The 17,303-nt window shown below is 56.8% G+C and carries 13 protein-coding genes and 1 pseudogene; 5 read left to right on the top strand and 9 right to left on the bottom strand.

Annotated features, from left to right (window positions below):
* Positions 1-599: 599 nt before the first annotated feature.
* Both galU and AC3D24_RS09170 read right to left on the bottom strand, forming a co-directional pair.
* Complete coding sequence (gene galU / locus AC3D24_RS09175) at positions 600-1,472, bottom strand: UTP--glucose-1-phosphate uridylyltransferase GalU (RefSeq protein ID WP_489030003.1); 873 nt, start codon at positions 1,470-1,472, stop codon at positions 600-602.
* A gap of 123 nt (positions 1,473-1,595) precedes the next feature.
* The gene (locus AC3D24_RS09170; RefSeq protein WP_489030001.1) at positions 1,596-2,993 is read right to left on the bottom strand and encodes a sugar transferase; all 1,398 of its coding nucleotides are present in this window, start codon (positions 2,991-2,993) and stop codon (positions 1,596-1,598) included.
* A gap of 349 nt (positions 2,994-3,342) precedes the next feature.
* On the opposite strand from AC3D24_RS09170, the gene AC3D24_RS09165 reads away from it, so the two are divergent.
* The gene (locus tag AC3D24_RS09165; RefSeq protein WP_489029999.1) at positions 3,343-4,416 is read left to right on the top strand and encodes a mannose-1-phosphate guanylyltransferase/mannose-6-phosphate isomerase; all 1,074 of its coding nucleotides are present in this window, start codon (positions 3,343-3,345) and stop codon (positions 4,414-4,416) included.
* Between the two features lie 277 nt (positions 4,417-4,693).
* On the opposite strand, the gene fcl is transcribed toward AC3D24_RS09165, so the two are convergent.
* Together fcl and gmd are read right to left on the bottom strand one after the other, a co-directional pair.
* Positions 4,694-5,638, bottom strand: a complete 945-nt coding sequence (gene fcl, locus AC3D24_RS09160) for a GDP-L-fucose synthase (protein ID WP_489029998.1) — start codon at positions 5,636-5,638, stop codon at positions 4,694-4,696.
* 14 nt (positions 5,639-5,652) lie between these two features.
* Complete coding sequence (gene gmd, locus AC3D24_RS09155) at positions 5,653-6,780, bottom strand: GDP-mannose 4,6-dehydratase (RefSeq protein ID WP_489029997.1); 1,128 nt, start codon at positions 6,778-6,780, stop codon at positions 5,653-5,655.
* Between the two features lie 877 nt (positions 6,781-7,657).
* Between gmd and AC3D24_RS09150 the strand changes: the two genes are divergently transcribed.
* The gene (locus AC3D24_RS09150) at positions 7,658-8,002 is read left to right on the top strand and encodes a hypothetical protein (RefSeq protein WP_489029996.1); all 345 of its coding nucleotides are present in this window, start codon (positions 7,658-7,660) and stop codon (positions 8,000-8,002) included.
* Positions 8,003-8,768: 766 nt separating this feature from the next.
* Here AC3D24_RS09150 and AC3D24_RS09145 read toward each other — a convergent pair.
* From AC3D24_RS09145 to AC3D24_RS09125, 5 genes and pseudogenes are all read right to left on the bottom strand, one after another.
* Positions 8,769-9,026 carry a hypothetical protein gene (locus tag AC3D24_RS09145; RefSeq protein ID WP_489029994.1) on the bottom strand — a complete coding sequence of 86 codons (258 nt, stop codon included), beginning with the start codon at positions 9,024-9,026 and terminating at the stop codon, positions 8,769-8,771.
* Positions 9,026-10,690 (bottom strand): annotated as a pseudogene (gene tnpC / locus AC3D24_RS09140) (IS66 family transposase). Before tnpC ends, AC3D24_RS09145 begins: the two are co-directional and overlap by 1 nt.
* 87 nt (positions 10,691-10,777) lie before the next feature.
* Positions 10,778-11,086, bottom strand: coding sequence for an IS66 family insertion sequence element accessory protein TnpB (gene tnpB / locus AC3D24_RS09135; RefSeq protein WP_489033116.1), 309 nt, complete (start codon positions 11,084-11,086; stop codon positions 10,778-10,780).
* Positions 11,087-11,121: 35 nt separating this feature from the next.
* The gene (tnpA, locus tag AC3D24_RS09130; protein WP_489029993.1) at positions 11,122-11,481 is read right to left on the bottom strand and encodes an IS66-like element accessory protein TnpA; all 360 of its coding nucleotides are present in this window, start codon (positions 11,479-11,481) and stop codon (positions 11,122-11,124) included.
* Between the two features lie 107 nt (positions 11,482-11,588).
* Positions 11,589-12,017 carry a hypothetical protein gene (locus AC3D24_RS09125; RefSeq protein ID WP_489029991.1) on the bottom strand — a complete coding sequence of 143 codons (429 nt, stop codon included), beginning with the start codon at positions 12,015-12,017 and terminating at the stop codon, positions 11,589-11,591.
* Positions 12,018-12,879: 862 nt separating this feature from the next.
* Between AC3D24_RS09125 and AC3D24_RS09120 the strand changes: the two genes are divergently transcribed.
* From AC3D24_RS09120 to AC3D24_RS09110, 3 genes are all read left to right on the top strand, one after another.
* Positions 12,880-13,941, top strand: coding sequence for an O-antigen ligase family protein (locus tag AC3D24_RS09120; RefSeq protein WP_489029990.1), 1,062 nt, complete (start codon positions 12,880-12,882; stop codon positions 13,939-13,941).
* Positions 13,942-14,066: 125 nt separating this feature from the next.
* Positions 14,067-14,783 (top strand): polysaccharide biosynthesis/export family protein, encoded by a 717-nt coding sequence (locus AC3D24_RS09115; RefSeq protein ID WP_489029988.1) that lies wholly within the window; start codon positions 14,067-14,069, stop codon positions 14,781-14,783.
* 100 nt (positions 14,784-14,883) lie between these two features.
* Entirely contained in the window at positions 14,884-17,052 is a 2,169-nt protein-coding gene (locus AC3D24_RS09110; protein ID WP_489029987.1) for a GumC family protein, read from the top strand.
* Positions 17,053-17,303: the final 251 nt, after the last annotated feature.

The following is a 17,303-nucleotide window of genomic DNA, read 5'->3' as shown; positions in this document are numbered from 1 at the left end:
CACGCTACTTGACTCATATGCCTTGTGGCTTGCCTGAGCCGGCGTTGGGCGGATATGCGCCCACCTATGATAAACCGATTAGATAGCTTGCTCAGCACCGTCGAAGGCATCAAACAAGGCCATATACGTACTCAAGATGGTTCTGGCCAAGAAACAACAAAAAAAATCTGAATCTGTATGAAAAGGAGATCGCCAAGATGATCTCTTCTGCAAAAGAAAATTAGTTAAGAGAACTTTGCGATGAAATCGTAAATTGCATTGGGCTATTAAATGATAAATTTAAATATTACTAGCTATGGTAACTATATTAAACTGATAAAGCATTTCGGTAAAAGTCTGTGGTGCATATTTGGCAACACAAAATAAACAGATACAGAAGTATTCTGTTTGATAACATTAAGAAGAATTGCGGTCATGCGAATGTTCGTGGTTTTGGCAGTGCGACACTGTACGAGCACGATCTGCGTAACCGGCTCCAGGCAGATCTGGAGCATCTCGAGCATCGGTTGATCTGGCGCGATATCAAGATCATCGGCCGGACCTTCCGCGTCCTGCTGCACCGGAACGCCTTCAGACGTTCCGGTGAGCGGGCTGATCGATCAGCCTGCCAGCAGACCCTTGGCGAACTCACGAACCACCGGTCCGATGTCGTCGCGCGCCAATGCGATCGCCAGATTGGCCTGGATGTAGCCGGCCTTGTCGCCGCAATCATAACGCTGCCCGTTGAAGGTGAGGCAGTGGAACGGCTGGTTGCCGATCAACTGCGCCATTGCGTCCGTCAGCTGGATCTCGCCGCCCGCACCCTTTTCCTGCGTCTCCAGGATCCGCATCACCTCGGGCTGGAGGATGTAGCGCCCCGGGATCATCAAATTCGACGGGGCGGTGCCCCGCTTGGGCTTTTCGACGAGCGCGGTGACTTCGGTCAGACGACCGTCGATCACGCCCGGTGAGATGATACCGTATTTGTCGGTTTCTGAATCGGGCACTTCGAGCGCGCCGATCACGTTGCCGCCGACCTGGTTATAGGCCTCGACCATCTGCTTCATGAAGCCGGGCTTGCCGACCATCAGTTCGTCGGGGAGCAGGACCGCGAACGGCTCGTTGCCGACGATCTCTCGCGCGCACCAGACCGCATGGCCCAGCCCGAGCGGCTCCTGTTGTCGAACATAAACCGGCGAACCGGGCTTCATCCGGATATTGCTGATCGCGTCCAGCGACTTGCCACGCGACCGCATCGTATCCTCGAGCTCGTACGAGATGTCGAAATGATCCTCGAGCGCGCCCTTGCCGCGCCCGGTCACGAAGATGATCTGCTCGATCCCAGCCTCGAGCGCTTCCTCGACGGCGTACTGGATCAGCGGCTTGTCGACGACGGTGAGCATTTCCTTCGGCATGGCCTTGGTGGCCGGAAGGAAGCGCGTACCCAGTCCGGCGACCGGAAACACGGCCTTGCGCAGCGGCTTTATGGTCATTCGATGCTCCCTTTGATCTCGCGGGACCGTCTATCGGTAGCTGCGTGAGCCTGCAAACACCGCGGATTCCATTATTTCAGGAAGCTTCGTCGGGCTGCCTCCAGCTCAACGCAATCTTTCCTCTCAGTAGGCATTCCGATGAAGCAGCACACGGAAGGTGAGAATAATTATTTTAATATCTCGCCAAATCGACCAATTCTCTAGATATTCTAAATCAGCTTTTAATCGGTTCTCAAGATCTGCTTCAACCAGTGTGGCGCCGCGGTATCCGCGAACCTGTGCTAGTCCAGTAAGCCCTGGCTTGGCAGCGTGACGATGCCAGTACCGATGATCAACCTCCCAGAAAAGCTTGTCAGCTGCACGCGACCCTAATGCATGGGGGCGAGGGCCAACGATGCTCATTTCGCCCGTTAATACATTCAGTATCTGTGGCAGTTCATCAATGCTGGTGCGCCGTATGAACCGGCCTACTTTGGTAACACGATCGTCTTCGCGTTCGGTCGAACGATGACCTGCACCATCGGATCCATCAACGCGCATGCTGCGGAATTTCCTTATGCGGAACATTTTATTGCTCCGGCCAATCCGAGTCTGCATGAAAAAAACCGGACCAGGGGTATCCCTCTTTATCAAAATGGCGACGAGGACGAACAAAGGCAGCAAGATAACTAAGGCAGCCCCGGCCATCGCAAGGTCGAAAATGCGCTTGAGAATCCGATCAACCAGTCCAAGTGGACCGTTTGCGATTATGAGGGTGGGTGTTTCCCCGTAGCTTGCAATGCCAAGCGGGGACAGGGCATTCAATTCTGGCGCGAAAATTTCGCCCTGAATGTTAGCCCCCTTCAAGGCGTGCGCCCAAGCGATACGACGTTCGGGCTTGCACGCAACAATGACACGATCGGCGTGCGCAAGTGAGGTCGCCAATCGATCATACATAACTGGATCATGACTTTCTGGATCGAACGCACCGTCTGTTGGCATAATAACAGAGTATGTTCCTTGTGGGACCAGAGCATCACCATCGTGGAGTAGAATCACGCTGAACGGGTTGCCGCCAATCAGTTTCTCCATATGCCGAGAAAATAAGTATCGACCTATAGAGAGAGTTACGACGGTAAAAAGAGATCCTATCAAGATGACAAGCCGGGGAAACGTGTCTGACGTTTTTAGAGCAAACGCCGCGATTATAGCTGCGCATAATGCGAGTATGAACGCCTGCAGTCCCTTCGCTATTGCGCGAAAAGGATCTTGCGCGTTAGAAGCTGAGTAGCCATGGGCGTTGATCGCAGCGATTACATAAATCGGTAATATGACAAGGAGGAAGAAGGCCCAACTTGATGGGCCCATAAAGTAATCGCGTATTGTCGCAGCAATACTAAAACTCAGGATTATGCACGCGGCATCGAGCGTTAACAGCCCCAATACCATGCGTATACGCAGCGTGGATGCACGTGGGCGCCAGCTTTTACGGCCTACACGTGCGCCCGTAATCGGAGCGCCTTCCGAATCTTTGATACTCAACCCACACCTTCAAATCAAATCGGAGGGGGGATACCACCCGACCGAGGCTTCTGATACTCTGTTAGACCGACTTTGGGTTTATGAGAAACGGCTATTGCGCGCGGAGGTGGGTAAGGAGCTTGAGAGGGTGCCGGAATTATCCTGCCAACCCTCGCGCCAGATTGCCGGCCCAAGACCAAGAGTACGGCTGACGTTGCAATGATCGTGAGGCTCGGTGCCGTCGTCCGTATGGGAGGCGTGAGGTAAGGATCTCCGACAATGCGCTTATCGACCGTCAACCACGAGCACGGCATTGGCCTGTTGGCACGCAAAATTGCCACGTTATAGCTCGGCGCGAGCAGGAGGCTTCATGACCGCACGTACGATCGTTCCCGTTATTCTTTCAGGCGGATCGGGCACGCGCCTCTGGCCCATGTCGCGCCCCGAAATGCCCAAGCAGATGCTGGCGCTCACCGCGGACGAAACGATGCTGCAGCTGACCGCGGGCCGCGCGTTCGGCGAGCGCTTCGCCGCGCCGATCGTCGTCGCCAATGCGCGTCACGCGGACCTTGTCGAGCAGCAGCTGGCCGAGGCCGGTGCAACGCCCCAGGCGCTGATCCTCGAGCCGATCGGCCGCAACACCGCACCCGCCATTGCGCTTGCCGCGATCGCAGCCGGTAGTGGCGGCGACGCGTTGCTGGTGATGCCGTCGGACCACGTCATTAGCGACGTCCTGGCCTTCCATGCCGCAATCGAGGCGGCGATGCCGCGTGTTACGCAAGGGTGGCTCGTTACGTTCGGCATCGCCCCCGATGCGCCCGAGACTGGCTATGGCTGGATTCAGATTGGCGACGAGCTCCAGCCGGGCGTGAACCGCGTCGCGCGGTTCGTCGAGAAGCCCCCGCTAGACAAGGCGCAGTCGATGCTCGCCAGCGGCGATCACGCCTGGAACGGTGGGATCTTCCTGTTTCTCGCGGACGCCTATCTCAAGGCCCTCGCGCAGTTCGATCCGGGCATCCTGACCGCCACGCAGGAGGCGATGGACAAGGCGCGTACCGAAGGGATCCGTATCTACCCTGACGCCGTCGCGTTCGCCGCCTCGCCCGATGACTCGATCGATTATGCGGTGATGGAAAAGGCCGACCGTGTCGCGGTCGTGCCGGTCGCGATGGGCTGGAACGACGTCGGCAGCTGGGACGCACTTCACGCGATCAGTGAAACCGACGGCGACGGCAACGCGCACCGCAGCCACGGCGACGGTGCCGTGCTGGCGATCGATACGAAGAACTGCTTCGTCCGCAGCGACGGCGTCCGCGTTTCGCTGGTCGGGGTCGAGGACCTGATCGTGGTCGCGAGCGGCAACGAGGTGCTGATCATGCCACGCGGCCGCAGTCAGGAAGTGAAGAAGCTGATCGAGGCGATGAAGACGCACGGGAACGCCTGACAAGGCGTTTTTACGACACCCTAAAATTTTAGATATAATATGGAACCATGGGGAATTGGGTTCTAGCCAGAGCTCAGTCTGTACGATGAGTAGTAAGCCTAGTAGATGCCAAGAACCTATGCTGATCCACCATGTAAAGATGCACAGCATATTCTCAAAACCTATTGTAATTTTCCTTAGGAAAACATCACAATAAATTTAAAGTGGGATCCAATTGAGGTAGGAATTGCCAGCCGCCCCTCCCAAGGAGGGAGGGGCGGCTGTAATCATTAGAAACTCAGGCCGCTACATTAGCGCGGAACCAGGCGTAGGTTTCCTCGACGCCTTTGGCGAGGGCAACGGAAGGTTTCCATCCCATTGCCGTCAGCCGCCCCGAGTCCATCAACTTACGCATCGTACCGTCTGGCTTCGATGTGTCGAAGCTGATCCGTCCGGTAAAGCCTGTAGTGTCTGCGACCAGATGCGCGAGTTCGCTGATGGTCACGTCCTCGCCGAAGCCGACGTTGATATGGCTGAGCATCGGTTCGGTGTTCGCCTCGTACGTTTCCTTGTCGAGATCGAAGACGAACAGTGAGGCCTCGGCCATGTCGTCAACATGGAGGAATTCCCGGTACGGCGTGCCCGTACCCCAGATCACAACCTCTTCAGCGCCACTGGCTGCCGCCTCATGGAAGCGGCGGATCAGCGCCGGCATCACATGGCTGTTTTCCGGGTGAAAATTGTCACCTGGGCCATAGAGGTTGGTCGGCATCACGCTGCGATAGTCTGTGCCGTACTGACGGTTATAGCTTTCGCACAGCTTGATCCCGGCGATCTTGGCGACCGCATACGGCTCGTTGGTCGGCTCAAGGACCCCCGTGAGCAGCGCGTCCTCGCGCATCGGCTGTTCGACCGCGCGGGGGTAGATGCATGATGACCCAAGGAACAGCAGGCGCTGCACGCCCGCGGCATACGCCTGATGAACGACGTTGGCCTCGATCATCAGATTCTCGTAGATGAAGTCGGCCGGATAGGTGTTGTTGGCGTGAATGCCACCGACTTTGGCAGCCGCCAGTACCACGCCGTCAGGCTTCTCGCTTGCAAAGAAGGCGCGCACCGCGGCCTGGTCGGTCAGGTCGAGTTCGGCATGGGTGCGGGTGATCACCTCGACGCCGCGGTCGCGCAGTTTGCGCGAGATCGCACCACCGACCATGCCGCGATGGCCGGCCACATAGATACGCATGGGATGCTGCTCCATCAGCTTTCGACCGACATCGGTAGCTCGAAGCCATGTGCCTTAAGCAAGGCATGACGCTTGGCCGTGTGAAGGTCGGCTGCGACCATTTCCTGGCACATCTCCTGCACGCTGATCTCAGGCACCCAGCCGAGCCGGTCCTTGGCCCTGGTCGGATCGCCGAGCAGCGTTTCGACCTCAGCCGGGCGGAAATAGCGTGGATCAATACGAACGAGGATGTCACCTGCCTTGACCGCCGGGGCATCATCGCCCTCAACCTTGTCGACGATACCGACCTCGTCGACGCCTTCGCCCTCGAAGCGCAGCGTGATGCCGAGGTGCGCAGCCGACCAGGTGATGAACTCACGCACCGAGTACTGCACGCCGGTGGCGATGACGAAATCTTCCGCCTGCTCCTGCTGCAGCATCATCCACTGCATCCGGACATAGTCCTTGGCATGACCCCAGTCGCGCAAAGAGTCGATATTGCCCATGAACAGGCCCGTCTCCAGGCCCTGCGCGATGTTGGCGAGGCCGCGGGTAATCTTGCGGGTCACGAACGTCTCGCCACGACGCGGGCTCTCATGGTTAAAGAGGACGCCGTTGCAGGCGTACATGCCATACGCCTCGCGGTAGTTGACCGTGATCCAGTACGCATAGAGCTTGGCGACAGCGTAAGGCGAGCGCGGATAGAACGGCGTCGTCTCCTTCTGAGGCGTCTCCTGGACTAGGCCGTAGAGTTCGGAGGTCGAAGCCTGGTAGAAACGCGTCTTCTTCTCCATCCCGAGGAAGCGGATCGCCTCGAGCAGGCGCAACGTGCCGATCCCGTCGACATCGGCTGTATATTCGGGCGCCTCGAAGCTGACCGCAACATGGCTCTGCGCGCCGAGGTTGTAGACTTCGTCGGGCTTCACCTCGCTCAGGATGCGCGTGAGGTTGGAGGTGTCCGAAAGATCGCCGTAATGCAGCTTCAAATTGGGCTGCGGCGCGTGGGGGTCCTGGTAGATATGATCGATGCGCTGAGTGTTCAAAAGTGAAGCCCGACGCTTGATGCCGTGAACCTCATAACCCTTCTCCAGCAAAAACTCAGCAAGATAGGATCCATCTTGTCCAGTTACGCCAGTTATAAGCGCTACTTTTTTACCACTCACTATCTTTTCCTCGTATTCAAAATCATGGAATAATATCAGTTATTACTAACCAACTGCATCAAAAATATTTACCTTGTTAACCCTAACTATATCAGGGCAACGTTTACGCAGGGGTAATCAGAAATAATAATCAGATGTCGGCTTGACAACTTTTCACGTGGGGGCTTCCCTCAATCAGCATGTTGCATGCATATCGGGAGATGCACGCCTTAACAACGAACGGCGCTTTTACGCCAGTATGACGAAAGTCGCCATAGATATTGGCGACCTGCCTCCTTGCCGGGAAGAGCAGGGAGGGGGGGGGGGCTGACATAAAGGCATCGTTCGCACGGCTTATAAATACGCAAGCCCGTTCGCCTGCACGACAAGCACCCGTCGAGCAGCGCCCGGGATCACTGATCCAGCCGCAATCACTATCTCCAAGGTATTGAAATTGCTACCCAACGCGAGGTACCGCTCTTACTCTCAGGTTGGCGTCCCCTCCGAACTCCGCAGTTGGAAAGCGGTAAGGCGCTACCATACATGAGGCGGTCGAGACCATGCGAGCAAAAGCGAAAAATGCGGGAGGGCTGGTTCCTCAGAACGCACCTTCTCCAAGAAAAATGTTTGCGCTCGTTGAAAGGGGGGGGCGTTGCTTTTTATCCCTCACAACTCGCTTATGAATCACCGTTCTAACCAGGCCATGAAATAGCCCTACTCGCGAATGCGTCGGCGAGCGTTATATGTCGCAGCTTGCAAGCGGTGGCGAGGCGGGCTTTCCGTGAAGGGCATGTGTATTTTTGGTGATCAGGGCGGGGCAAACATCGGCAAGCCGGTGCCGCTTTCAGTATGCAGGCAAGACGCCAAGGGCTAAGCCCCGTCGTGAATGGAGACCCCAATGTCGAAATACCTCATGGCCTTAGCACTTCCCTTTTTTGTGGCGGGGTGCATCGGCGGTCGGCCCCAAGCTGGACCAGGTAAAGTGCCTAAAGATGTTGATTCTGCAGGGTATTCGTCACTTGCAGCTGCAGACGTAGCAAGCTGCATCACCAATGCCACGCATCAGGGAGCGACAAGAGAGGGTGCTGGCTATCGGATTGCGCTATCTGGAGCATCTTACAGCATCGAACCGACATCTACAGCAGGTAGCTACACGACTCAGGTCTTCGTGCGCGGTCAAGCGAGCAATACAGAACAAGTATATGCTGTTGCACGATGCATGGCGGGCGGGGAGTCTAATTAATTGCTTCCCTTAGAAAATGCTTCTGCTTCAGCTTTCGTTGCCGCCCTAGAAACACGAGATTCTCGTGAACCTTTACGAACTTGCGTCGATTTGACGTCAGACATAGCCGCTTTGGCGGCGGGTGACGCGCTAGCTGTTGTGGCGTCTGCGTCTTGGTGATTATTCGTTGATGTATAAACTACGAGTTCGAGCGCTTCGAGGCGTTGTTTTAGCATAGTCATGTCAAGAGTCTGGGGATTAACTCTTAGAGCGTCAACCTCGGACTGTAATGCATCAATTCGCTTATTTGTTGCAGCCAAGCGCACTGTTGTTTCAATCCCTGAAACGTCCTTCTCAAGCGCTACGTCCTGCGCAACTGTGCTGGGCGCCTTCGATGGTGAGCGACTATCGCTATCGCATCCGGCGAGGCCTAACAGCACAGCAAATGCGAAACGAGAACCGTACCTGATCATTGCTGTCAATTGCCTAAGATTGGATGGTTCGGCAAGGCTTCGTTCAGCGTAAAATAAACCTTAAAAAATCTTCCGGTGCAGCCGGATAGGCGTAGTGGAGCCGTAATTAGTGGCTTAACGCATGTGCTATACTTAAACGAGCGGTTGATTACGACCGTATTCCGACGGTTTTTATGGGTAATAGATATTGTATAATTAGGCTTTTATTACAATAATTGTGCGTTATTGGTAAATCACAATTGCGACAAGACTGATGATTCGTACGCATCCGATAGCGGCCGCGGAGTGACAGCTATCGGAGCGGGGCTGGTGCGTCAGTCCTTGCCGAGGAAGGCCTCGAAACCTTCTTCGGCCAGCGCGCTTTGGAAGGCCTCATCAGCGTCGCGATCGGTTTCGAACTGGTCGTCCCAGACGATTGAGGTGTTGTGGTCGTTGACCACTTCGAGAGACCATCCCCGCTCGGTAGCTAGACGGACGATGTGGACTTCCAGTCGCCTGCCGCCTTGCCCGATCGACCGGTTCAGCGAAGATTCGATCAGTTCGGGTTCGGGTTCGGGTTGGGACTCAGTCATCAGACAGCCTCTTGCACGAGCGGCGTTTTACGAAGGCGGGTCCATTCCCAAGGCAGCAGCTCGTGAAGCGGGGACTGCGGCAGATCGGCGATACGGAAAAGTACGTCGGTAAGCCACGCGAGCGGATCGACGCCATTGAGCCTGGCGGTGCCGATCAGGCTGTACATCATCGCGGCGCGCTCACCGCGACGATCCGAGCCGACGAACAACCAGGTTTTCCTGCCGCGCGCTACGCTGCGCAGCTCTCGCTCGGCCGCGTTATTCGTCAGGCAGATCCGACCGTCAGCGAGGAACGTCGTGAACCCCGTCCAGTCGTTGAGCAGATAGGCGATCGCTTTGGCGACGGCATCGTGACGCGACAGCATGCCGCGCTTTTCCCGCATCCAGGTTTCCAGTGCGTGGGCCAAAGGTGCGACGCGTTCTTGGCGTACGCTCAAGCACTCACCGGCAGTCCGCCCGTTGATCTCTCGCTCGATCGCGAAGATCTGGTCGATCCACTCCAGAGCCTCCTTCGCCAACGGCGAGACGAGCGGCACGCCGCCCTTCTGCCGCTTGAGCTGACGCGCCACCTCGGCCAGCTTGAAGAACTGCCGGCGGGCGTGAGCCCAGCAGTTCGCCCGCGTCATTGGTTTGTCAGCCCAGCCATCGCGGAACATGTCGTTGAAGCCGGCAAAGCGGTCGACCTGCAAAATGCCGGTATAGCCAGCGAGATGTCCGCGGGGGTGTTCGCCTTTCCGGGTTCGCGAGTAGTAGCACAGCACTGCTGGCGGTGCTGGACCGGCGAACGGGCGGTCGTCGCGCACGTAATCTCAGATCCGTGCGACGTCGGTCTTGTACTTAGCCAGCCGCGGGACGGTGGTGTCGTCGCCGTGGAGACGTTCGGCCGCCAAGACGTGTGCTTCAATTAGCAGGAATAAAGGCCTGGCAGCTACGCTCACTGCGCCGATCTGATCTGCGAGCGTCGACAGGCTCAAGGAGATGCCCTCGCTCTCGAGGCGATCGCGCTGACTGTTGAGCGGCTGGTGCAGACCGTATTTTTGAAAGACCAAACTGGCTAGAAAGTGCGGCCCGAACATACCCCTCGGGGTGACGTGGAACGGCGCCGGTGGCTGGCTGATCTTCTCGCACCGACGACAAGAGACCTTTTCCCGCACGGTCTGAATCACCTTGTGGCGGGCGGGCACCTTTTCGAGTGTCTCGGTAATATCGGCCGGAAGATGGCTGAGGTCGGCCGACCCGCAGCAGGGGCACAGCTCGGGCGCCGGGATGACGATCTGTTCGCGCGGTAAGCCTGGATCGAAGTCGCGGCGGGTGGACCGGACGCGGGTGAACGCGGTCACCGTCGTCGCTTTGCCGGCAGCTTTTGCGCCGAGGCTCTCGGCTTCGGCAGCGTCCGCCTCGAGCTCCTCGAACGTCAGTTCCAGCTGGTCGATCAGCCGACGGCTGCGCTCCGAGCTGGCGCCGTATTTGTCGCGGCGCATCTTCTCGTTCATCAACTCGAGATGAGCATTGCGGGCTAGCAGATCGGCGTTGATCGCTCTGACGCGCGCTGCTTCGGCTTCGGCATTGAGTGCGTCGGCCTGAGCCTTTGTCGCAAGATCACGAGCGACCGCCAGTTCGGTGCGAAGCTGCAAAAGCTCGTCGGAGGCATGGCTCGAAAGCATGCTCGATTATACCAGAACGCCCTTGATGAACCTACGGTTTTGGCGGATTTCAGCCGCTTTTCTCATCCTGGCTGCCTCTGGAAGTTGTTACCCAACCCGGGTCGGACGCCACGTTTCCTGCGAGTTGCGCCAGTCGATACCTTCGAGCAGGCATGCCATCGCCGAGCCCGAGATCGCGACCGTGCCGTCCTTTGCAGCCGGCCAAACGAAGCGGCCGCGCTCCAGCCGCTTGGCGTACAGCGACATGCCCAGCCCGTCATGCCACAGGATTTTGCACAGCGACCCGCTCTTCCCGCGGAACACGTACAGGTCGCCGGCATGGACGTCTTTGTTCAGCGCTTGTTGAGCCTGCAACGCGAGCGAACGCATGCCACGCCGCATGTCCGTGTGGCCCAGTGCCAGTCAGACTTTCGCGCCGTTCGGAACATGTATCATCGGATCACGGACTTGAGCACCGCGGCCACCTGATCGGGCGACGCTGATGCAAAGACGCTCACGCGTCCGCCCCGCGCCAGATCAACGACGATGGTCGGCGGCACGGTCGGTAATTCGACGGGGCAATCATCAACGACCACCGCTTCGGCAAAGCCGGCGACCGCAGTCGGCGCATCTGACCGTCGGCGAAGCTTGCGGCGCCAGGTATAGATCAACCCCGTCGAAACATCGTGCCGCCGAGCGACCTGAGCAACAAGCGCGCCCGGTGCAAAGGCCTCCGCCAGGATTTGCACACGTTCCTCATCGCTCCACCGGCGACGGCGTTCAGGCCCGCCAAAAACCGTGATTTGACCCACAACACCTACTCCCAAGCATACTCTTAAGAGCGCGCTTAAGACCTGTCCTTCGCCTGACCGGCAAGGCGGTCGCTACCGGAGGCGTACGATGATTCTAATATAGAAAACTAATTAGTATATGGGTCTAGCTGTGTATCACGTAATTGCGTCTCTGCAGCAAGAAGTCCGTTGTCATAATCGCTTAAAGCTGCTTCGAAACTATCGCGTAATTTACAATCATCACGTCGACCCAGATCGTTAGAACGATCGATCAAGGTATCACTATAGCCGTTGTCACGCCATTCATGCCCAAAATTACGCGCGAAACGGGCTTTTAACTGTGAGAATTTTGTCTCTCGCTCAAGCAGGCGCCTGTAACGTTGTTCGTTAGTGCAGATGAACCGGCGAGCAAGTTCCCTGCCGTCGTCAGCACTTCCCAAGGCAATGTTTGCGCGTTGTTCAGTAAGCGTACTTGGGGTAATAATAACATCGGGTGACGACGACTGGCCGAGGAGCAGGGCGATTGCTAGTGATGTTTCAAGTAGCACGTTTGTCATACACCCTTGAGGTCCGGACGACGGCCTTCGCGGCCATGAGTGATAATTGTCTGCAATCTAACCTCCAACTTTCAATCGCGCACCGCCATAAGATTTACGCCGCGCGAAAGGATTAATCTCGCGCGGCTGTCAACGCTTTGCGCTCCTTATCGGCTATGCGGGCACTACCGCCAATCTGCGTCTCTGGCGGTGTCCTACGAACCGCATAACTTTACCACCAAACCTGTACATGCCGTACGCTCTTAACGCATTTTGCGCGATATGTATCGTATCGCGAGTGCCTCGCGCGGTTTGGCATGGGACCCCATTGGCTCAAACCGCCGGCTTGGGCGACGTCATACCGGATATGCTCGGCCTGCCTTCTCGATAATTAGCGGGTGCGTTGTCGGCGTTGCCCTACCGCGGAACGTCACGCTGGAATAATCGGTAAGGCGCTAGACGATGTTGCGCGATGCCGTATCACTCGCCACAGCGTGTCACGACGAAATTTTAGGCTCAGGTAATGAACGTTTTTATTCGGTCCATGCGAGGTGAGTGGCAGCTGATGCTACTCGCTGCTTTCGTACTGAGCTGCGCGGTATTTGGTGGGTCATCAAAGCCAGATAATGCAACCATGTTGATCGTTCGACCCCTAGCGGTACTGTATATAACTGTCGTCCTGGCGCTTCCGCGCGCTCGGTATTGGCAAGGGCTCGGGTGGCCTATGGCGCTTCTTGGTGCCTTCGGCGCCGTGATCGCGATCCAGTTAATCCCATTGCCGCCTTCAATCTGGACCATACTGCCCGGTCACGCACGTTTCACAGAGGCGGCGTTGGCCTTAGGGATGCCTCAGCCTTGGCGGCCCATCAGTGTGTCGCCCGACATGACATTCAACGCACTCCTTGCGCTGCTGATCCCGCTAGCCGTTCTGGTTGGCGCTGCAGGAATAGAACCGAGGCAACGAACTCGACTGATACCCGTATTGCTGGTTGCGATGATCGCGAGTGCGCTACTCGGGATAGGGCAAATGGCTGGCTCGGCATCGAGTCCGCTTTACCTCTATCGGTACACAAACCGCGACCTGCCCGTAGGGTTGTTCGCAAACCGCAATCATCAAGCCGTTTTCTTGGCGATGGCCTTTCCGTTGCTGCGTGCTTGGACCGCCTTGCCGAGCAAAACTTTCGCCGATCCCCGATTGCGCGGCTGGCTGGCAGGCGCGTGCGCCTTGCTGATACTGCCAGTCATACTCGCAAGCGGATCGCGGTCAGGGCTTGTTCTGGCGCTCGTCGCAGTATTTGCGACGTTGGTAATAGCGCCCTGGAACATCAGTTCGATTCTTTCTCCAGTAGCCAAAACGGCTAAGCATGTTGATAGGCGCCGAGTGATACGGCGTAGAAGGTTATTAGTCTCGGCTATAATTGCGATCGTGATTCTAGTAACGGCAAGCGCGATTTTCTTTGGTCGCGCACTGTCAATCACCCGTATTGGACAGCTCGATCAAGCCGAAGCTGATCTTCGGATACGGTTTCTGCCAATAGTATGGTCAATCACCAGGGACTTTTTACCATTTGGTACCGGGTTTGGTACATTTGATCCTATGTTTAGATTGTATGAACCTTTCTGGGCGCTGAAGCCGACATTCTTTAACCGCGCGCACAATGACTTTCTCGAGCTCCTCATGACAGGTGGTTTACCAGCTTTGCTCGTACTGATTACGCTTCTTGGCTTTGTAATGTACCGAATGCGTGACGTTGTTAGTGCGGGGTGGCGGCACCGGTCCACCATCACCACCAAAGTTGGCGCTGCAATCGTAATGTTGGCGTTTGCGGCGAGTCTGACCGACTATCCGCTACGAACGCCGGGAATGGGTATGGTATTTGCGCTCGCGATGGTTTGGCTGGCATCGCCTATCGAAGGCAAAAAGGACAGAACGTCGCTTAACTGACGTAGATCGAGCCAACGCGCGACGCGTCGCGGAGCTGCGGCGTTGCCTTACGGTGTCGGGCTCACTAAGGAAGCGTGTCGTTCGCTGCGTTGCGGCGACCGAGAAAAAGGCTTTGTTTCGAACGTATGAAAAACGAGCGGTTATTAGGCGTGATGGCGGCGGTGCTGTCGTTATCGGCCTGTGCAGACGGGCCAGCGCTCGTTGGACGTCCAGGCTTGACGATCGTCCCTGACCAGACCGAACTCCCGCCTCCGGCAACGGTGGACTTGATCTCGCAGCCACGGGCTTACGTTATCGGCCCGCTGGATCGCTTGTCGGTCGATGTTTATGGCGTTCCTGAATTGAGCCGTAGCGTACAGGTCGACGCGAGCGGTAATATCGCGATGCCCCTCGTTGGATCAGTGGCAGCTTCTGGTAAGACACCCACTGTCTTGGGAGCCGAGATCGCTCAACGGCTTGGCCAGCTTTACGTCCGTAATCCGCAAGTAACGGTAAACCTCACCGAAACCGTCAGTCAGGTTGTAACCGTAGAAGGCGCTGTCCGTACGCCAGGGCTTTATTCTGTGACTGGACGGATGACGCTTATTCGAGCGATCGCTCGAGCTGAGGGAACGACGGAATTCGCTAAGGAAAACTATGTTGTAGTCTTGCGGCGGGTCAACAATCGGGACATGGCCGCGCTCTATGATTTGCGAGCAATCCGCCAAGGAATGTACGCTGATCCGGAAATATATGCCAATGACGTTGTGATGGTAGGAGAGTCCGGGGCTCGACGCATATTCCGCGACGTTGTGTCGGTATCGCCTCTATTGGCGGCCCCTCTCCTTGCAATCCTGCAATAGCGGGACGGAAGCGGATATGAACACTTTCAATTCAACGCCGGCCAACGCGCAGGCTTTATCGGCACGTCAGCCAGCAACCGTCCGGAATTCAGGATCAGCCTTGACCGACCTTACTGCCAGTAATGCTGGTGGCGCGATGCCCATTATATCGCGGTACCTCTCCATCGCCCGGCGACGGAAGTGGTATATTATAGGCGCAATTGCCGCTGGGTTGCTGGCTGGTCTTATTGTTACGTTGCTCATGACTCCCAAATTTACGTCTTACGCAACGCTTGAGATTCAACGCGAAACGCGTAATTTTACGCAGGTTCAAGGCGCACAGGCGGACGAGCAAGCTAGCTCAATCGACCAAGAGTTTTATGAGACCCAGTATGGCCTCCTGCGGACAAAAGCACAGGCTAGCGCCGTGGTTGAGGCACTGCGTCTACAGGACGACGCAAAATTCTTCACGATGTTTGGCGGCGAGGACGACACCTTATTTGCGAACGGCCGTCCAGTCGGGGGTAACCGAACTCGTGCTGCCCGGATCGCGGCAGCTAGCAAAATCCTCCTTGATCACTTCGCAGTTTCACCCGAGCGACTGTCACGCTTGGTACTAATTAGTTTCACGAGTCCAGACGCGGTATTCTCGAAGAAGGTCGTCGATGCGTGGACAGCGCAATTTGTATCAACCACGTTGGCGCGCCGGTTTGAAACGACAGCGTATGCGCGTCGGTTTTTGGAACAGCGGCTGGCACAATTGCGCGCGCGCATTGATCAATCTGAACGGCAGTTGGTCACCTATGCAGCGCAGCAGGGTATCGTAAACCTCCCCGCGTCGACCCCTGCACAGGGCGACAACGGTTTATCGGGTGAGCGCTCTCTAGCTGCGGACGATCTGGCGACCATAAATCGTGAGTTGGCGCGGGCAACGGCCGATCGTGTGCAGGCGGAAAGCCGATTAGGCGCGGTAAATGACTCACAAAATGCTGTAAGTAGCGCACTGCCGCGGTTGCGGGAGCGCCGTGCGGAAGTCGCAGCAGAATATGCTCGTCTGATGACCCAGTTTAAGGCTGACTATCCTCCAGCTGCGGCGCAGCAGAGCCAGTTGAGACAACTCGATCGTGCAATCGCTACCGAAGAGGGGCGTGGTCGCGAAACGCTTCAAGAAAATTATGATGCTAGCGTGAAGCGAGAGCGGGATCTGCGTACTCAAGTGAACGCATTGAAAACCGGCGTTCTCGACACTCGTCGCCGTAGTATCCAGTATAATATCTATCAGAGAGATGCAGATACAAATCGCCAACTCTACGATGCTTTGTTGCAGCGGTATAAGGAAATTGGCGTTGCTGGCGGCGTTGGCGTCAATAACATTTCGGTAGTGGATCCTGCAGAAGTTGCTGAGAAGCCTTCCAGCCCTCGTTTGCTACTGAACCTAATTGTCGCGCTAATTGCAGGAACTGCGGTAGGCCTAGGCCTGGCGTTCGCCATGGAGCAGGTGGATGAGGCAATCGGCGATCCGTCAGAGGTCGAGGAGATACTCGCGACACCGCTTCTGGGCACCATACCCGTTACCAATCAAGCGCCGGTTATCGCCCTTGCTGATCAGAAATCAGATCTCAGCGAGGCGTACATTTCTCTTAGAACGACGCTTGGGTTCGCGACTGACCACGGCGTACCAAAGGTATTTGCGGTTACGAGCACGCGCGCTGGCGAAGGCAAATCGACAACCAGTTACGCACTGGCGCGATCCCTCGCACGGCAGGGTCGTCGTACGATTCTGATCGATTGTGATATGCGCTCCCCGTCGGTGCATAACGAGCTGGGAATTGCGAACGATCAGGGCGTGAGTAATTACCTGTCAGGTGGCGTTTCTGATGCGGATGCATTGACGTACCGCAGCGATCATGACGGGCTGTTCGTCATGACCGCAGGGCCGACGCCGCCCAGTTCGCCGGAACTTTTGTCTGGGGAGCGCTTCCCGAGGCTTATCGCCGAACTTTCGAAGCAGTTCGACCATGTCGTGCTCGATGCACCGCCGATCATGGGGCTTGCCGACGCGCCTCTGATCGCGAGTCAGATCGAAGCGACCGTGTTCGTTATCGAGTCCCACGGTACCAAGAAGAGCATGGCTCGGGTCGCTATTGGTCGTCTGCGCGCCGCAAATGCAGTCCTGCTAGGCGTTGTGTTGACGAAGTTCGACGCGAAGCGTGCGCATTACGGATATGGCTATAATTATGGAGCCACCAGCTATGGCTATGGCGACCAAGCATCCGGTAAGCGTGCCTGATCGTACGCGCCAGGCTCGAACGGGTTTCGGTACTTTGCGTGTTCCGATGGTGCTCGCTAGCGGGGCGGTAGCCTTGATAGTTACGCTCGCGGCGACATCAGCCCAGGTTTCGGGCCGAAGCAACCCGGAAGTCGCACTTCGTATGTGGCCATTTGCGGCTGGCGCTGCGTCGCGTCTTGCGGAAGCGCGCCTCGTAAGTGAAACTGGATCGCAAGCCATCCATGCCACGCGTAACATAGCGACCAGGGCAT

The organism is Sphingomonas sp. SL1004, from assembly GCF_057815015.1.
The sequence above is the reverse complement of the archived record's forward strand: the minus strand, read 5'-3'. Positions and strand labels throughout refer to the sequence as shown.

Coding starts and splice junctions, on each gene's coding strand:
- galU (WP_489030003.1), bottom strand. CDS start 1,472: ATGACCATAAAGCCGCTGCGCAAGGCCGTGTTTCCGGTCGCCGGACTG.
- AC3D24_RS09165 (WP_489029999.1), top strand. CDS start 3,343: ATGACCGCACGTACGATCGTTCCCGTTATTCTTTCAGGCGGATCGGGC.
- fcl (WP_489029998.1), bottom strand. CDS start 5,638: ATGCGTATCTATGTGGCCGGCCATCGCGGCATGGTCGGTGGTGCGATC.
- AC3D24_RS09150 (WP_489029996.1), top strand. CDS start 7,658: ATGTCGAAATACCTCATGGCCTTAGCACTTCCCTTTTTTGTGGCGGGG.
- AC3D24_RS09145 (WP_489029994.1), bottom strand. CDS start 9,026: ATGACTGAGTCCCAACCCGAACCCGAACCCGAACTGATCGAATCTTCG.
- AC3D24_RS09125 (WP_489029991.1), bottom strand. CDS start 12,017: ATGACAAACGTGCTACTTGAAACATCACTAGCAATCGCCCTGCTCCTC.
- AC3D24_RS09120 (WP_489029990.1), top strand. CDS start 12,880: ATGACATTCAACGCACTCCTTGCGCTGCTGATCCCGCTAGCCGTTCTG.
- AC3D24_RS09115 (WP_489029988.1), top strand. CDS start 14,067: ATGAAAAACGAGCGGTTATTAGGCGTGATGGCGGCGGTGCTGTCGTTA.